This window comes from Stieleria mannarensis (assembly GCF_014154935.1).
GTDB lineage: Bacteria > Planctomycetota > Planctomycetia > Pirellulales > Pirellulaceae > Stieleria > Stieleria mannarensis.
This window is the reverse complement of record NZ_JACEHH010000069.1, coordinates 21003-36699: the sequence shown is the minus strand read 5'-3', so window position 1 is coordinate 36699 and position 15697 is coordinate 21003. Positions and strand designations below refer to the sequence as shown.

General features: G+C 58.9%; 11 protein-coding genes. 4 read left to right on the top strand and 7 right to left on the bottom strand.

What is annotated here, in order from left to right; translation table 11 throughout:
- Positions 1–606 precede the first annotated feature (606 nt).
- Positions 607–1008 (bottom strand): hypothetical protein, encoded by a 402-nt coding sequence (locus H1B37_RS29695; RefSeq protein WP_182870916.1) that lies wholly within the window; start codon positions 1006–1008, stop codon positions 607–609.
- A gap of 23 nt (positions 1009–1031) precedes the next feature.
- A complete protein-coding gene (locus H1B37_RS29690) occupies positions 1032–2408 on the bottom strand; it encodes an RHS repeat-associated core domain-containing protein (RefSeq protein WP_182870915.1) in 1377 nt (458 codons plus the stop codon).
- Between the two features lie 320 nt (positions 2409–2728).
- Between H1B37_RS29690 and H1B37_RS29685 the strand changes: the two genes are divergently transcribed.
- A complete protein-coding gene (locus tag H1B37_RS29685) occupies positions 2729–4135 on the top strand; it encodes a sulfatase family protein (RefSeq protein WP_182870914.1) in 1407 nt (468 codons plus the stop codon).
- 118 nt (positions 4136–4253) lie between these two features.
- Here the strand turns inward: H1B37_RS29685 and H1B37_RS29680 are convergent, their stop codons facing one another.
- The 5 genes from H1B37_RS29680 to hypF form a co-directional block, all read right to left on the bottom strand.
- On the bottom strand, positions 4254–5219 hold the full coding sequence (locus H1B37_RS29680; protein WP_220498435.1) for a DNA/RNA non-specific endonuclease: 966 nt from the start codon (positions 5217–5219) through the stop codon (positions 4254–4256).
- A 300-nt stretch (positions 5220–5519) separates the two neighbouring features.
- A complete protein-coding gene (hypE, locus tag H1B37_RS29675; RefSeq protein ID WP_182870912.1) occupies positions 5520–6632 on the bottom strand; it encodes a hydrogenase expression/formation protein HypE in 1113 nt (370 codons plus the stop codon).
- The gene (hypD, locus tag H1B37_RS29670; RefSeq protein WP_182870911.1) at positions 6632–7759 is read right to left on the bottom strand and encodes a hydrogenase formation protein HypD; all 1128 of its coding nucleotides are present in this window, start codon (positions 7757–7759) and stop codon (positions 6632–6634) included. The genes hypE and hypD overlap by 1 nt, the downstream gene beginning before the upstream one ends.
- Positions 7759–8055: a HypC/HybG/HupF family hydrogenase formation chaperone gene (locus H1B37_RS29665; protein WP_220498434.1), complete on the bottom strand. Its 297-nt coding sequence runs from the start codon at positions 8053–8055 to the stop codon at positions 7759–7761. Before H1B37_RS29665 ends, hypD begins: the two co-directional genes overlap by 1 nt.
- A 160-nt stretch (positions 8056–8215) precedes the next feature.
- Positions 8216–10588 carry a carbamoyltransferase HypF gene (gene hypF, locus H1B37_RS29660; RefSeq protein ID WP_182870910.1) on the bottom strand — a complete coding sequence of 791 codons (2373 nt, stop codon included), beginning with the start codon at positions 10586–10588 and terminating at the stop codon, positions 8216–8218.
- A gap of 219 nt (positions 10589–10807) precedes the next feature.
- Here hypF and H1B37_RS29655 point away from each other — a divergent pair, with 219 nt between their 5' ends.
- The 3 genes from H1B37_RS29655 (at position 10808) to H1B37_RS29645 (ending at position 15135) form a co-directional block, all read left to right on the top strand.
- Complete coding sequence (locus tag H1B37_RS29655) at positions 10808–11776, top strand: 3-keto-disaccharide hydrolase (protein ID WP_182870909.1); 969 nt, start codon at positions 10808–10810, stop codon at positions 11774–11776.
- 247 nt (positions 11777–12023) lie between these two features.
- Entirely contained in the window at positions 12024–14072 is a 2049-nt protein-coding gene (fusA, locus tag H1B37_RS29650; RefSeq protein WP_182870908.1) for an elongation factor G, read from the top strand.
- A 142-nt stretch (positions 14073–14214) separates the two neighbouring features.
- On the top strand, positions 14215–15135 hold the full coding sequence (locus tag H1B37_RS29645; RefSeq protein WP_182870907.1) for a YybH family protein: 921 nt from the start codon (positions 14215–14217) through the stop codon (positions 15133–15135).
- Positions 15136–15697: the final 562 nt, after the last annotated feature.

The window sequence follows — 15697 nt, the reverse complement described above, 5'->3', positions numbered from 1 at the left end:
GATTCGTTCGGTCACTTTCGCCCTTCTAGATGCGGGCTCGGGCGTCCTGCCCTCCCTGTCTTTATCGGCATCGTGCCTCGGCGTCGGTGATGCTCGCTGCGCTCGGCGCTTTCGCTCATCCTTCGCGCGCTTTCATCACCTCCGTCGACCGTCGGCTCCGCATCGCTGGCGCTCGCTCCGGTCGGCGAACGATGGCCCGCTCACTCTTATCAGCTGCAGACTTGCTTTCTTTCCAACTTGCAACCTGGAACTTCCAACTTGGAACTCGTCTTCCCGCTTCCCTGCCATCGTTCTCCGACGGACATCGTGTCCCCGACGGGTTTCAATCGACGGGCATCCTACCCGCCGTGTCTACGACGTTCTCTTGCGCGTGAAGGTGCGCGGTCCGGCATCGTGCCGAAGACATCGGCGGTCATCGTGACCGCCAGCGGTAGTGAAGCTGGCGGGCCATCCATTGCGGCGGAAGTTGACTCGGTCCTGTGGTCGCGTCAATCGTCCGCCGGCTAAGACCGTTGATGAAAACCAAACACAAGGTCTGACCCCGGCGCTGCCCCCCGCGGCTCTACCCCCCGTTTGGTTTCCTCTGTCCCCATTATCTGACACCAGCTATGGCTCAGCTGGTCCAAATGCTTCGTCCATGACATCACGAATTGACTTGCTTCCTGAAAGAACTGAGCTTACGCCATCGGTAATTTCCGTTCGTTGAAAACGCACATTCATCATTGGCGAAACACTGACGATATAAGCTTCAATGCCTTTCGGAGTCTGAAACTCAACAAGGGACATCCCAGCCTTTTTCGGAATCAGAACGCAAGTAGTTGGATCGATCATCGACAAGTCAACGACCTTTGGATCAGATTGGCTCGTTAGTATCGGTCCACCGCCAAGGACAAATTCGGCATTGCTTCTCAAAGAAGCAAACACAAAGTCGAAAAGTGGACTTCTCGCGCCGAAGAAAACCGCTACGAGACATGCTAGCCACATTAGTGACGCCAGCCGAAATTGCATCCCTATTCTTCTCGTGCCTGACATCACCTACTCCCCCGCCTTCGTGGCGGATTCCATACCGAATTGCAAACAACCTTGCATCGATTCTCAGAACGCAATTTATCGTCCGGGTGAATGTCCTTAATCGTAATCCCGATGCTGCCGTTTCCAGGTAAAGGGATAATCGTAATATTTAGCTGGCTCAGCTTGGTGCGAACTTGACGTTTACGCTTGCGAACGATGGTTGGAACAACCGTCTTGGAATTCTTAAACTCTGTTTTGAACGCTCGATTACCATCACAGTCGGTATATTTTATATATCGTTTGCAATTTTTGATTGTCGTTACGACTGTTTTGCATTCGCAGAGGATTTCGTCGGTAAACTCAATGCCCTCCATGCCTGGATTGGTGCCCGACCCCGAGGGCGTAAGTGAGATCCCACGTGCACTCGACGACTGTTTCTTTGTGACCGTAGTCTTGCACGTCCAAAGTCCTAAAGGATCAACAGAGTTCAATCCGAAATACGCTCTATAGCGATTTAGTCCATCGAAATACCCAATCGGGTCTCTGGAGCCAAACCGTCCAATCCGCGAAAGATAGATCCGGGCGCGGTAGTGGTACGTGTCTGTGACGTCGTCGTACTCACGTCCGGTGAAGAGATACCGGTTGCCTTCCGCGGTTGTCGTGCGAGCCGTGCCCGAAGCGTCGGTGATCGTAGGCGTACCGTAGGCATCATAGGCATAGCGTTCCTTGATCACCCCGCTCGAATCGGTCAGTGCCGTAATGCTGTACTGTTGGGTGCGATGGTAGTAGCGCAGTCCGCCGGTGCCGTCGCGGACCACTGGTTCGTCGATGTAGCTGGCGTAGACGTACGTGTAAGTTGGGCTCGTTGCCGCCGTGCCAGAGGTGCAGTCGGCGATCGTCTGCTGGCCGTTTTGAATGAAGATCGTGTCGGTCGTGCCGTCGTCTCGCGCGACTCGGCGACCGAGTGCGTCCCGCTGGTAGCGCACGTCGTCGGTGCTGTTGTTGCCGACACCTGCCGATACCAGGCGATTGTCGAGGTCCCACGAGAGTATCAATGGATCGCTGCCGGGACGGAGGACCGCCGGGATCACCGTCATGTTCCCCTTGACGCCATGAGTGACCGATTGACTGGCGGCGCTGAGGAGCTCGTGGGCGTCACCGTGGACTCGCGTTTGAGTGCTGCGGTTCTCGGTAAAAGTGTCCCAGTCGCCGACGAGCCACAGATCCCAGGATTGGTCGAGGTTGGTGTCGTCGCCTTCCCAATTGATCAGACGATCTTCGTCGTGATAGCCGCTCATCGTTCCGGTGATGCTCTCACTGGCCTTGTTTTTGTCGTTGTCCCAGCCGAAGCTAAGGTTTCCGAGCGCTGCGCCAGTATAACTGATGTTCGTAAGCATGCACTGGGTTTTCGATCTCGTGTATCACCAGGATTCGAGTCGACTTCGAACCAAGAACGCTGAGTCGAAGATGAGCCTCACACGCCGGTTTGTCACAGCGTTTCTGAACCGAGACGCTGCGAAGAAGAGCCTTCGGCGGAAACGCCAAATCGCTGGATCCAACACCGCTTTTCTCGCAAAACTTCTGTTTGCAGCCTGATTTTGGTGCGATCGTCGCGGGTCCCAGCCCTCCCTGTCAATAAACTCCGTACTGAGTTTTGACATTGTCGAAAAGCGTTATTCGTGATCTCATTTCATTTGATCTTCACCAAGGAGAGAGCATGTACATTCGAAAGGTATTGCCAGGCATCGTCCTGTGGACCGCATGGGTAGCGACATCTTGCTGTGCGACCGAGCCTGTCGCTGCAGCGGACCGCCCGCTCAATGTGTTGTTGATTATGGCCGATGATGTCGGCTTTGAATGTTTCAGCAGCTACGGCAGCAAGGAATACGACACGCCGCGGATCGATGCGCTCGCAAAGCAGGGCATCCGGTTCACCAACGCCCACTCGACGCCGCTGTGCACGCCGACACGCGTCAATTTGATGTCCGGTAAAAGCAATGTCTTTAACTACCAGGACTTCGGCATTTACCCGGCCGGCGAACCGACGTTTGCGAACCCTTTTCAAACCCATGGCTACCGCACGGCCGTGGCCGGCAAATGGCAATTGCAAACCAAGCAAGCCGGCAAGGGCATCACGGCCGGCGAGGCGGGTTTCGAAACGTGGTGTTTGTGGAATATTCCCGGCGGTGCACGAGAACGCTACTGGAAACCCTCCTTCGTTCAAAACGGCAAGCTGCTGGACCTGCCGCCCCGCACGTTCGGTCCCGATGTGATGACGGAATTCCTGATCGACTTTATGACCGAGGACAATGACAAGCCGTTTCTGGCCTATTACCCGATGATCCTGGTCCACGATCCATTCGTGCCCACACCGGACAGTGACGGCGGCAAACGAGTCGACAAGGCGAAGCGGACGGCCAAGCGACAGAAACAGAACTACGTCGACATGGTCGCGTACATGGACAAGTGCGTCGGCCGCTTGGTCGATGCGCTCAAGGCTAGCGGCAAACGTGACAACACACTCGTGATCTTCACCGGCGACAACGGCACCAACGCGGTGTTGTCCTCCGAGCTCAACGGCAAGACGGTCAAAGGCGGCAAGGGCTACACCCACGACTACGGAACGCACGTGCCCCTGGTGGCCAATCTGCCCGGCCGCATCCCGCCGGGACAGGTTAATGAGGACCTGATCGCATTTTCCGATTTCTTTCCGACCATCGTCCAGGCGGCAGGTCTGCCGCCCAAGGCGATCAAAGACGGCGACGGGACAAGTTTCTGGCCGCAGTGCCTGGGCCAACCCGGGGAGAAACGCGAGTGGATCTACGGGTACTATTTCCCGCGCCCGTATGCCGCCAAGCTGGACAATAAATACAACCACTACGAAGTCCGCTATGCCCGAGACAAGCAATACAAGCTTTATGACAACGGTGACCTGTACGATACCCTGGCCGACGTGATGGAAGAATCGCCATTGCCGATCGACGACGTAGACGCTGAACAGCAAGCCGCACGCACAGTCTTGCAACGCGTGTTGGCTTCATTCCCAAGCCAAGGCCAAGCGATCCGCCACGACCAAGTCAACGGCGAACGGAAACCAGGCTCCCAAAAGCGGTCCAACCACTGACGGTGCGACAAACCGGGCGACGCTGCGCGATTGTATTCCGTTCGATTCTGCCGACTTCCCTTGCGATCGCGTTTACCTACCCTGCAGTGCAGCGATGCGTCCGAAGATGCTGTTCCCTTTAGTCCAGTTTTTTCTTGTTCACAAAGTCAACGCCGATCACATTGTCCTTTTGCGGAGAAGTCACCGTTGGTTGGATTCCCTGCTGGTCGCGGCTTTTCGGCGTATGGGTATTGGCGAAGGTCAGTTCATTCTTGGTCCGTGTGCCGTCCGGTGCGATCTCCGTCCATTCGACCTTGCGCATGAACGGTCGGTCTTCCCCTTTGCGTGTGACATCGGAGACCTTCACGTCGATGCCTGTTCCCTGTTTGAGCTTCTTTGCCCAGCGATCCTCCAACTGCCGGAACGTCCCTTGCCGGTTGGATTTCCAGTTTTGTTGCGTCAAATTCTCGGACGTGCCGGGGGCCCCGAATCGATCGCCGATCAGGTGTCCGGCGTCGTCCCCCGTTCCACCGGAAACCTTCGTTTGGGCTGATTTGCTGCGGTGCGTGCGTACCTTGCCGGGAATGCCCAGTCGGCCACTCGCCTCTTGGTAAACCTTGCCATTCTTTTCGAACTGTCGGAACGTGAAGTGCCGGCTGATGTCCGGTAGGTTTTTGACTGCCGCGGTCGACGATTTGACGGCCCGGTCAACGACCAGCTTCATCCGATCGATCGTTTGGTTCGAACCGCTCGGGATCATGTCTAGGACCTGCTTCAATTTTTCGAGCCCGGGAAGCAATGCCTTGGCAGCGTCGGACGATTTTTCCGCCAATTCGGCTGCCCGCTCAAGCACCTTCAGATAGCGAGGCAACTTGCCGGCCTTCGCCAAATCGCCGACGTAGGGAATCATGCTGGCGCCCGAGATGATCGCGTCGAGCCACTGACCGCGGGAAAGCGCGAGCAGACCACTCGCGCCGTCAGAAATCGGCGTCGGGTCGAAAATGCCGGCCAAGTCAAAGGCCATCTGAATCAGATCCAGACCAAGCTCACGTAGTTCACGGACATACGGGTCGGCAACGTCCGGATGCGAGTGCCCAGACCCCATCGGCCCGGGGGCTGGAGCTTGCGTCCGAACAAGCGTGTTGGAGTCAATCGACCGCGCGTTCTTTTGACCGATGGGGCCTGGGAATCTTGTCGGTGCCATAAAGCCTCGTCCTCAAATTTCGGAACGCCAAATGATGATCCATTCATGGTATCATTCGGAAAGGAGGGGGGGCGAGTTTGAAGAGGTGGCAAAACGATGGGGGCTGATGGTAAATTTGCTCTACATCCTGCCTGCTCCCCTGTCGCTCGTCATCTCATTGGGGGCCGCGCGCTTACGCTTCCCGCTGGCATCTCGGCGATTTCAACAGATTCGCGGCAATTGCTCGCCGATGGGGGTGACGATCACGCGGGAGGCACCGATCGCGGTCTTGGCGATGACGACGCCGGGGTGGTCGGCGACGACGTGGCCGATGAGGGCGGCGCCCGATCCGTGTTTGTCCGATCGGATCGCATTTAAGACCGCGTCGGCGGACTCCGCCGGCACCATGCACACCAGCTTGCCTTCGTTGGCCACCAACAGCGGGTCGAAGCCCAGGATTTCACAGGCCGATTGGACGGTCGGATGAATCGGCAAACGCGTCTCTTCGATCACGATCCCGCACCCGCTGGCCGCGGCGATTTCGTTCAAGGATGCCGCCAGCCCGCCACGGGTCGGATCACGCAGCGTATGCACGTCGGGACAGGCCTGGGTGATCGCGGCGACCATGTCGGCCAAGGGGGCCGAATCGGATCGGATCTCCGACTCGAATTCCAGCCCCTCACGGACACTCATGATCGCCATGCCGTGGTCGCCCAGGGTGCCGCTTAGGATCACGGCATCGCCGGGACGCGCCCGATCGGCAGCGATCTCGATTCCGTCGGGCACGACGCCGACGCCGGCGGTGTTGATGTAACACCCGTCGCCATGCCCCCGCTGGACCACTTTGGTATCGCCGGTGATGACCGTCACACCGGCGTTGCGTGCGGCCGCCCCCATCGCGTCGGCGATACGTTTGAGCTGGGCGATCGGAAAGCCTTCTTCGATAATGAACGCCGCGGTCAAGTACAGCGGTTTGGCACCGACCATCGCCAGGTCGTTGACGGTCCCGTTGACTGCCAGATCGCCGATCGATCCGCCCGGAAAGAATAGCGGCCGGACGACATACGAATCCGTCGACATCGCCAATCGCCGGCCTCCACCAACAGTCTCCGCAACGGGAAAAACCGCCGAGTCGCCGAGTGCCCCCAGATAGTCGTTTTGAAACGCCGGCAGAAACACATGCTCGACCAACTCGGCCGACAGCTTTCCACCGCCTCCATGGCCAAGAATGATGTTCGGGTAATCTTGCAACGGAACCGGGCAGACGAGTCCGTCGAATTCGACCGCCCCGTCCACAACTTTACCGTCTGTGCTGGAAGTCTTTTCGTCGGCCATCACGCTCGCCCGGTCACGTTGGCGTCGGGGGCAGCCAGCGGCACCAGGCGACCATAGTTGTAGTAGGCCGCGCAAGCCCCTTCGCCGGAAACCATCGTCGCGCCCAAGGGGGTTCGCGGCGTACATTGTTTTCCAAAGGCGTCGCATTGGTTCGGTTTGATCGCACCTTTGAGAACATCGCCGGCACGGCACAACGTCGACTCGCGGGTGGCGATCGCGGACACGTCAAATTTGAATTCCGCATCGAAGTTGCGAAACGCGTCACGAAGCCGCCAACCGCTCTGCTTGATGGGGCCGATCCCACGCCAATTGCGATCGGTCGTCTCGAACACTTCGTCCAGGAGAACCTGTGCGGCGACGTTGCCTTGCTCGGTGACGACTCTGGGGTACGCGTTTTCGAGCTCCGCCGTCCCCGATTCGAGCTGGATGATGCAGCGACGGATGCCCTCAAGCACATCCAGCGGTTCGAAGCCGGTGATCACGATCGGAACCTTGTATTGATCGCACAGCGGTCGGTAGTGCGAGTACCCGGTCACGGCGCAGACGTGCCCGGCGGCCAGAAACCCGGCGACACGGTTTCCCGGTGAATTCATGATCGCTTCGATGGCCGGCGGAACCAGCACGTGCGAAACCAATGCGGAGAAATTGTTGACGTGGTGATCGTGGGCAACCTTGACCGCCATCGCGTTGGCCGGAGCCGTCGTTTCAAAGCCGATCGCCAAAAACACCACTTCGCGGTCCGGGTTCTCGCGAGCGACCTTGACGGCATCTAACGGAGAATAAACGACCCGCACGTCCCCGCCGGCGGCCTTGACCTTGAACAAGTCACCTTCGGACCCGGGGACACGCAGCATGTCACCGAAGGAGCAAAAGATGACGTCCGGTCGAGCGGCAATCGCCAAGGCTTTGTCGATCACTTCCAGCGGCGTCACACAGACGGGGCAACCGGGGCCGTGAACCATCTCGATTTCGTCGGGCAGGATCTGGTCGATCCCGTTGCGGATGATCGAATGGGTTTGGCCGCCACAGACTTCCATGATCGCCCAGGGACGGGTCACCTGTCGCGCGATCTGGTCGGCCAGTCGCGTTGCGGTCTCACCGTCACGGTATTCGGTCAAGTGTTTCATCAGTGCTGGTCGGGTGATTGTTGCAGGGGCGATTGTTGCAGGGCTTGGAAGGTCCGCAAGGTTTCTTCCGCCGATGTTTCGTCGACTCGGCTGATCGCAAACCCGGCGTGAACGACCGCGTAGTCACCGACCTGGATCTCCGGCAGCAATGCCAAGCAAACCTCTTTGACGACACCGCCGAAATTGACCGTGCCCATCGTCATCTCGTCGGCTTCGAAAATCGATTCGACCTTTCCAGGAACTGCCAGGCACATCACTCGATACCGTGGTTGTGGGAGAGTGTTTCGCTTCAGCATAACGGGTTTTAGGTTGCGGCGGCCCGGTTAAGGTCGCTCACAAGAATTATCCCTCCCTGCCAGGGAGGGTTAATTCTTGGCTTGATGTCAATGAGGGTCGAGCGAAGCGGAAGGAGGAACGAACGGCAAATTGCTTCTTGTGCGACGTGGCGCCGGCCGTCTAACGGCTCCTGGCCACGATCGCTTGCCCTAGCGCTAGCCCGCCGTCGTTGGGCGGAACATGGGTGTGGCTCAGGACGTTGAATCCGCACCCGCGCAATCGCTCCGTCGCCAGGGTGGTCAGCAACGCGTTTTGAAACACGCCACCGGTCAACCCGACGACGTTGATGTCGGTTTGATCGCGGATCACGGCGGCGACGCGGACGATCATTCCGGCGACGGCATGGTGGAATTGTGCGGCGATCCGTCGATGGTCGACCGAGTCGATGACGTCGCGACAGATCGCATCGATCAGATCGCGGGATTGGATTTGAATCGGCGTGTGATCGGCGGGTTGTTCGATCGCAAAAGTGTAGGCGTCGGCATCGACTCGATCGATCGCGCCGACCGCCATGGATTCCAATTCGATCGCCGCTTGTGCTTCAAAACGGACTTCATGGCGGATTCCGATCAGCGACGCGACCGCGTCGAACAGTCGCCCGGCACTGCTGGTGGGAAAACAGTTCAGGTTCGATTCGAGTTGCCGTGTCAGCAGAGTCCGCGTGTCGGCCGCAGGGTGTGCGACACATGGCAGGCGAGCGTCCCAGGGCAGATCATGGCCGGCGAGCAAGGCCAACGCCGTGCGATACGGTCGCTTGATGCACGCATCACCACCGGGCAGCGGAAAGTACTGCAGGTGAGCCGCACGCCGGAAATCCTTGCCGCCGGCGATCAAAAACTCGCCTCCCCAGATGGCCCCATCGGTGCCGTATCCGGTGCCGTCGAAACAGCACGCGAGGATGGGCTGTGCGGCGACTGGTTTCAGTTCGGTTGCCTGGTGAAAAACCTGTTCGGCGATCAAGGACACCGCGTGGGCATGGTGGTGCTGGACACGCACCAGCGGCACCCCAAGTGTTCGCGCCAGTTCCTCGGCAAACTGTGTCGACAGATACGACGGATGCAGGTCGGCGGCAACGGCTTGGGGGTCGATCCGAAACAGATCCAGAAAGTGATTCACATTTCGCTTGAGCGCACGCAGCGTTTCCAGGTTGCTGACGTCCCCGATGTGTTGACTGAGGTAGGCATAGTTCGCTTGAGTGACGCAAAACGTCGACTTGATTTCGCCGCCGACCGCCACCACGCTTCGTCCCCCCTGGCCCAGATTGATCGGCATCGGGGCGAACCCGCGCGAGCGTCGGATCGGCACGACCGACGCACCTCGTTGCTGAACCACGGAGTCATCGCACACGACGTGGATGTCGCGGTCATGCATCAGGAAACCGTCGACCAGCGGACCAAGACGTCGAATCGCTTCGTCGTTGGTACGGGCGATCGGTTCATCGGAGAGGTTGCCCGACGTCATCACCAATGGAGCACACGTTTGGATCAGCAAATGGTGCAGCGGGGAATAGGGCAGCATCACGCCGATGCGGTGGTTTCCCGGGGCGACGGCATCCAGCATGCCGGCAAACTCGGCAACCGCCCCGTCAGAGATCCGTTTGGCGAGCAGCACGATCGGGCGTTCGGGGCTCTGGAGCAAGCGTCGTTCGTCGTCATTGATCTCCGCGAACGCTTCGGCGTCACGAGCGTCGGCCACCATGATCGCCAATGGTTTGTCGATCCGCCCTTTGCGGTCGCGAAGCTTGTCAACGGCATCGGTGTCGGTCGCGTCGCACGCCAAGTGAAAGCCTCCAATCCCTTTGACGGCGATGACCTGCCCGCGGCGGATCGCCGATGCAAACGCGTCGACCACACGTGCCGGATCGCAGTCCGTCGTTCTTGGGCGGTCGGCAACGGGCGCGGACGGAGTGGCAGGTGTCAGCCAGATCTGCGGTCCACAATCCGGACAGGCGATGGGCTGGGCGTGAAAGCGTCGGTCCCGCGGATCGTTGTATTCATCGCGACAACGTGGACACATCGGAAACGACTTCATCGTCGTCTTCGGTCGGTCATACGGGATGCCCTGGATGATGGTGAAGCGTGGTCCGCAATTGGTGCAATTGATGAACGGGTATCGGTAGCGGCGGTTGTGTTCGTCTCCCATTTCAGCCAAACACGCGTCGCAAACCGAGACGTCGGCGATCACCGGCGAGCTTTCGGGATCCCCGGTGACGCTCGCATCGATCGAGAATTTGGACTCCTCGATCGTCGGCACGTCCACGGTGTCGAGCGAATCGATGGACGCCAGGGGAGGCAGTGCGCGTCGGAAACTGCCCAAAAAGCGATCCAGTTGGTGCGGCGTCCCCTGGGCCTCGATCGTGACACCCCGCGAGTCGTTTCGCACCCAGCCGGTCAGCCCCTGGTCGGTCGCACGGTTCCAGACGAACGGCCGCAACCCGACACCTTGGATGCGTCCCGCCAGACGAACACGGATTCGTTTCAGGGGATGATTCACAACGACTCGCCGATCGCGCGGTGGTGCTTTCGTGGCGACGAATCGCCAGTTGCTGCCGATTTTTCAGGATAGACGAAGCGGTACTTCGCCAATGCAGGGACGTTTGCAAATTCTGTTCCGCCCGGGCGATTGTCTTAAGAATTGCCGACGCCTGACCGGGTGACACGATAAACTTTCCAAACGGTTCCCGATACAAACACCCCCATTTTTGATTTCCCCATGAGATATGCACTCAGCTTGTCAATTTTGATCGCGTTGGCAACCGCTTCAAACGCGAAAGAAGGCGAGCAAGACGTCTACATCGATCCCAACGCCACGCCGGCGTCGTACCAGTTGCAAGGCGAATACGAGGGACAGGCCGGTGACAACGGCCAGACCTACGCGGCGCAGGTCCTCGCACTCGGCGAGGGCCAGTTTCATCTGGTCGCGTACAAGGGGGGGCTGCCCGGAGCCGATCAAAGCCACAAGAACATCTTTTTCGAAGCCGACGGGGAACTCGACGGCGACGCCGTCACCTTTGAGCACGAAGACTTCAATATCGTGGCCTCCGGCGGCCAGCTGCAAGTGTTCAATGCCAACGGCAGAAAGGTCGAGCAGATCGAAAGACGCGTGCGCAAGAGTCCGACGCTCGGAGCTCAACCGCCCAAGGACGCATTGGTGCTCTTTGACGGCAGCAACGGCGACGCGTTCGAAGGGGCCCAGGTCCACGAGGGTCTGCTGCTGGCCGACACGTTCAGCAAGCAGAAGTTCGGCGACCACACGATGCACCTGGAATTCCGCACTCCCTATAAACCGAGCGGCCGCGGCCAAGGGCGCGGAAACAGCGGCGTGTATGTGCAAAGCCGCTACGAAATCCAAGTCCTCGATTCCTTCGGGCTGGCCGGCAAAAGCAACGAGTGCGGCGGGATTTACAAGATCGCCGAACCCAAGGTCAACATGTGCCTGCCGCCGCTGCAGTGGCAAACCTATGACATCGATTTCACCGCAGCACGCTATGACGACGAAGGCAACAAGACCGCAAACGCCCGGGTGACCGTCAAGCACAACGGGGTGGTCATTCATGACGACCTGGAATTGCCGCAACACACCCCCGGCCGCCACCAAGAAGCTCCCGGCCCGGACAGCTTGTACCTGCAAGGCCACGGCAACCCCGTCTACTACCGCAATCTCTGGGTCGTGGAAAAGTAGACGTGGAGAGATGCGCCCGAGAGGAGGGCGTGCGTCATCGCACAGCCCGTGCCATGTCGCACGCTTCAGGTATGCAGGTGTTTACATCGCACCTCTGAAGCGCCCCGTTTCACCGCCACCTCACCAACGCAGCCATCGAACTTGTCACAAGGGACTACTTCGGCGCACGACGTGTACGCTAGATTGACCGCATCGGCTGGCACAACGAAACGTGTGCAGCCCACTCGTTTGACCAAGGAGCTTCTCGATGGCCGTCCCTCAGCCAGAATTGATTCGGAATCTTTGTTTCTGTGGCCAGACCGGATCTGGAAAGACCACATTGTGTGAGCGGTTATTGTTTGCCGCCGGCGAAATCAAGCGGCTCGGCACGGTCGAAGAAGGCAACACGGTCAGCGATTTCAGCGACGAGGAGCATCAATATCAGCATTCGCTCGCCCCGAGCGTCGTTCATTTTTTTCACGAGCAACATCACGTCAATTTGATCGACACGCCGGGGATGTCCGATTTCATCGGCCACGCGATCGCCTGTTTCCCCGCGGTCGAAACGGTGGTGATTGTGATCGATGCGGCCAAAGGGGTCGAAAGCGAGACACGTCGACTGATGCGGGTGGCGACCGAGCGGAATCTGCCGCGGATGATTTTGGTCAACAAGATGGACGTCGAAGAGGCGGATCTGGAGAAACTGACCCGCCAGATTCGCACGGTGTTCGGCGAAGTTTGCCTGCCGATCAACATGCCCAAACCGGACATGTCGGGCGTGGTGGAGGTTTTCGAGACGGACGCCCATGACGTGACTGCATTCAGTTCGGCCGAGGCGGCCCACACTCAAATCGTCGAACAGGTGGTGGAAGTCGACGAGCATTTGACCGAGACCTATCTGGATGCCGGAGCGAACCAACTCGATCCCACCGAGTTGCACGACGCGTTTGAACGGGCGCTCCGCGAAGGCCACTTGGTCCCGATCGTTTACGCGTCGGCGAAAACCGGTGCCGGGATCAAACACCTGCTGCACGTCACGGCATCGTTGTTGCCCAGTCCGCTGGAAGGCAACCCGCGGCCCTTTATCCAGGGCGGCAAGCCGTTGAAGACGGAATTCGATGCCGACAAACCCACCATCGCTCACGTTTTTCAGGTCGCCACCGATAAACATGTCGGAAAGCTGGGGATCTTTCGGGTTCACCAGGGGATTGTGCGTCAAAAGTCTGAACTGTTCATCGACGACGGACGCAAACCGCTGCGCATCAGTCACGTGATGCGGTTGCAAGGAAAAGACCACAAAGAAACCGAGGCGATCGGACCGGGCGAGATCGGTGCGATCTCCAAAGTCGACGAAATCCATTTCGATGGGGTTCTGCACGACGGAGCCACCCCCGAAGACCCGCCGCTGTTGCTGCCCTTGGAATTGCCCAAACCGATGTACGGATTGGCCGTCGAATTGAAAAGTCACGCCGACGAAACGAAATTCTCCGCCGCGATGCACAAGCTGCAAGACGAAGACCCGTGCTTGAAACTCGAACGCGTCGCCGCAACCAAGCAAACCGTCCTGCGTGGTCTGGGCGAACTGCACCTCCGCATCGTGCTCGAAAAGCTGGCCAACCAGTACGGCATTGAACTGGAAACGTCGCAGCCCAAGGTCGCCTACAAAGAGACGATCACATTGCCGGCCGAGGGCCATCATCGTCATAAGAAGCAAACCGGTGGGGCCGGTCAATTCGGCGAGGTCTACTTGCGAGTCGCCCCGCTGCCGGAGGATCACCCGACGGGATTCGAATTCGAAAACAAAACGGTCGGCGGTTCCATCCCCAAACAGTTTATGTCTTCGATCGAAAAAGGCATCCGCCAAGTGCTCGATGACGGCGCGGTCGCCGGCTACCCGATGACCGGCGTTCGCGTCGAAGTCTACGACGGCAAACACCACGACGTGGACAGCAAGGAGATCGCGTTCATCACCGCGGGACGAAAAGCCTTTATCGACGCGGTTCTGAAGGCGCACCCGGTTCTGCTGGAACCCTATGGGAACGTCGAAGTCCACGTGCCCGGTCAGTACCTCGGCGACGTCACCAGTGACCTTTCGGTTCGCCGTGGGCGCGTCACCGACACCCAGATGGAAGACGACCGCTGCACGATCAAAGCCCTCGCGCCGCTGAGTGAGTTGCAATCGTATGCCAACCAGCTCAAGAGCATCGCCGCCGGTTCCGGGTCGTTCACCGTGGAACACAGTCACGAAGAACCCGCACCGCCGAACATCCAACAAGAGGTCATCGCCGCCTATCACCCCAACCACGACGAGTCGTGACCCCCCTCCAACGGATCGCTTTTCCGTCCGACAAACGCAACTCGAAAATTTAGCACTCGCTGACCACTCGATAAGTGGTGCGCTGCGGGCGCTGATCGACTACACTTCGTCATTGACAACGTTTCTCCCGGAGGCATGTGCGATGCTTGATAATTTTGCCCCCCGATGGTTCTTCGCGGTGGTTGTGGCGTTGGCCTCAGTCGCAGCCGGACAGGACTTGCCGGGGCAAGAGACACCGCAGTCCGATCAGCAGTCCGAAGACCAGGAAAAAATCCGAGCGGCGATCGAGGCTTATGTCGCCGCATTCAACGCCAAGGATGTCGACAAACTGATTTCTTTCTGGTCGACCGATGGCGTCTATGTCAGCCTTTCCAGTGGTGAGCGGTTCGTCGGTCATGACGCGCTCAAAGACGAGTTCACCGCGATCTTGACGGATGATGATGCACCGAAGTTGGCGTTGCAGATGCAGTCGATCGAATTTATCTCGCCCAACGTCGCACTGGAATACGGAACCGCCGTGATCGCTCGGTCTGAGTCGAGCGAAAGCACGGCGTTCCGCGCCGTTTATGTCGAACGCGACGGCCGATGGCTGATCGACCGGGTCAGCGAAGAAGTGGTCGAAGAACGGCCTTCGAACTACGAGCACCTGCAGGGACTTGAATTTTTGGTCGGGCAGTGGACCAACGGAGACGACGGTGGCGCGATCGAAATCGATTGCCAGTGGACGGCGAACCAAAATTTTCTAAGTCGAACCTACAAGGTCTATTCCGAAGAAGACGTCGAGTCATCGGGGCTGCAAATCATTGGCTGGGACGCCAAACGCAACCAAATTCGCAGTTGGTTATTCGATTCCAACGGCAGTTTTGTCCAGGGCGAATGGTCGCACAACGGCGATGCTTGGATCGTTCAGTCAGTCGCCACGCTGGCCGACGGTGCATCCGGATCGGCCACGAGCATGATCGGTCAGACCGATCGCGGCGAAATCACGTGGCGAAAATTTAACCGAATCGTCGATGGCCAACTCCTGCCAAACACCGAAGAAGTCATTCTTCAACGCAAGTAAAAGAGGCGTGCGAAATAATGTGGACTCCCCGTTATGATGGAAAGCCCCGCAAAAAGACGGCGCACCGTGGCAGGGACGTCCTCTTCCTTTTTGCGGCTATTGGTTGCCATCGTTCTCGTCCCTTTGATCTGAACAGATTCATGAAGCGTGAAATTGCGACCGCCGGCTGTTTGCTGTGTCTGTTCATCTGGGCCGGAAGCGAGTGCCTGGCTCAAGGCCGCGGACGTGGGGGCGGAATCAGCCGAGGCGGTGGAGGCGGAATCAGTCGAGGCGGTGGGGGCGGGAGAAGTCGTCCATCACCATCGATCCAACGACCGTCGCCTTCGATCAATCGTCCGTCCAGGCCTGCAACGAGACCATCTCCACCCTCGCTGCCATCCAGTCGGCCTTCCACCCGACCCTCGCTGCCTTCCAGCCGACCGTCCACCCGGCCGTCGCTGCCATCCAGTCGCCCCTCCACCCGACCCTCGCTACCTTCCACCCGGCCGTCGCTACCTTCCACCCGACCGTCGCTACCTTCCACCCGACCGTCGCTGCCTTCGACTCGACCGTCGCTGCCTTC

Excerpts from the sequence above, each read along its gene's own strand:
- H1B37_RS29695 (WP_182870916.1), bottom strand. The coding sequence starts at position 1,008 with ATGCAATTTCGGCTGGCGTCACTAATGTGGCTAGCATGTCTCGTAGCG.
- H1B37_RS29690 (WP_182870915.1), bottom strand. The coding sequence starts at position 2,408 with ATGCTTACGAACATCAGTTATACTGGCGCAGCGCTCGGAAACCTTAGC.
- H1B37_RS29685 (WP_182870914.1), top strand. The coding sequence starts at position 2,729 with ATGTACATTCGAAAGGTATTGCCAGGCATCGTCCTGTGGACCGCATGG.
- H1B37_RS29680 (WP_220498435.1), bottom strand. The coding sequence starts at position 5,219 with ATGGGGTCTGGGCACTCGCATCCGGACGTTGCCGACCCGTATGTCCGT.
- hypE (WP_182870912.1), bottom strand. The coding sequence starts at position 6,632 with ATGGCCGACGAAAAGACTTCCAGCACAGACGGTAAAGTTGTGGACGGG.
- hypD (WP_182870911.1), bottom strand. The coding sequence starts at position 7,759 with ATGAAACACTTGACCGAATACCGTGACGGTGAGACCGCAACGCGACTG.
- H1B37_RS29665 (WP_220498434.1), bottom strand. The coding sequence starts at position 8,055 with ATGCTGAAGCGAAACACTCTCCCACAACCACGGTATCGAGTGATGTGC.
- H1B37_RS29655 (WP_182870909.1), top strand. The coding sequence starts at position 10,808 with ATGAGATATGCACTCAGCTTGTCAATTTTGATCGCGTTGGCAACCGCT.
- fusA (WP_182870908.1), top strand. The coding sequence starts at position 12,024 with ATGGCCGTCCCTCAGCCAGAATTGATTCGGAATCTTTGTTTCTGTGGC.
- H1B37_RS29645 (WP_182870907.1), top strand. The coding sequence starts at position 14,215 with ATGCTTGATAATTTTGCCCCCCGATGGTTCTTCGCGGTGGTTGTGGCG.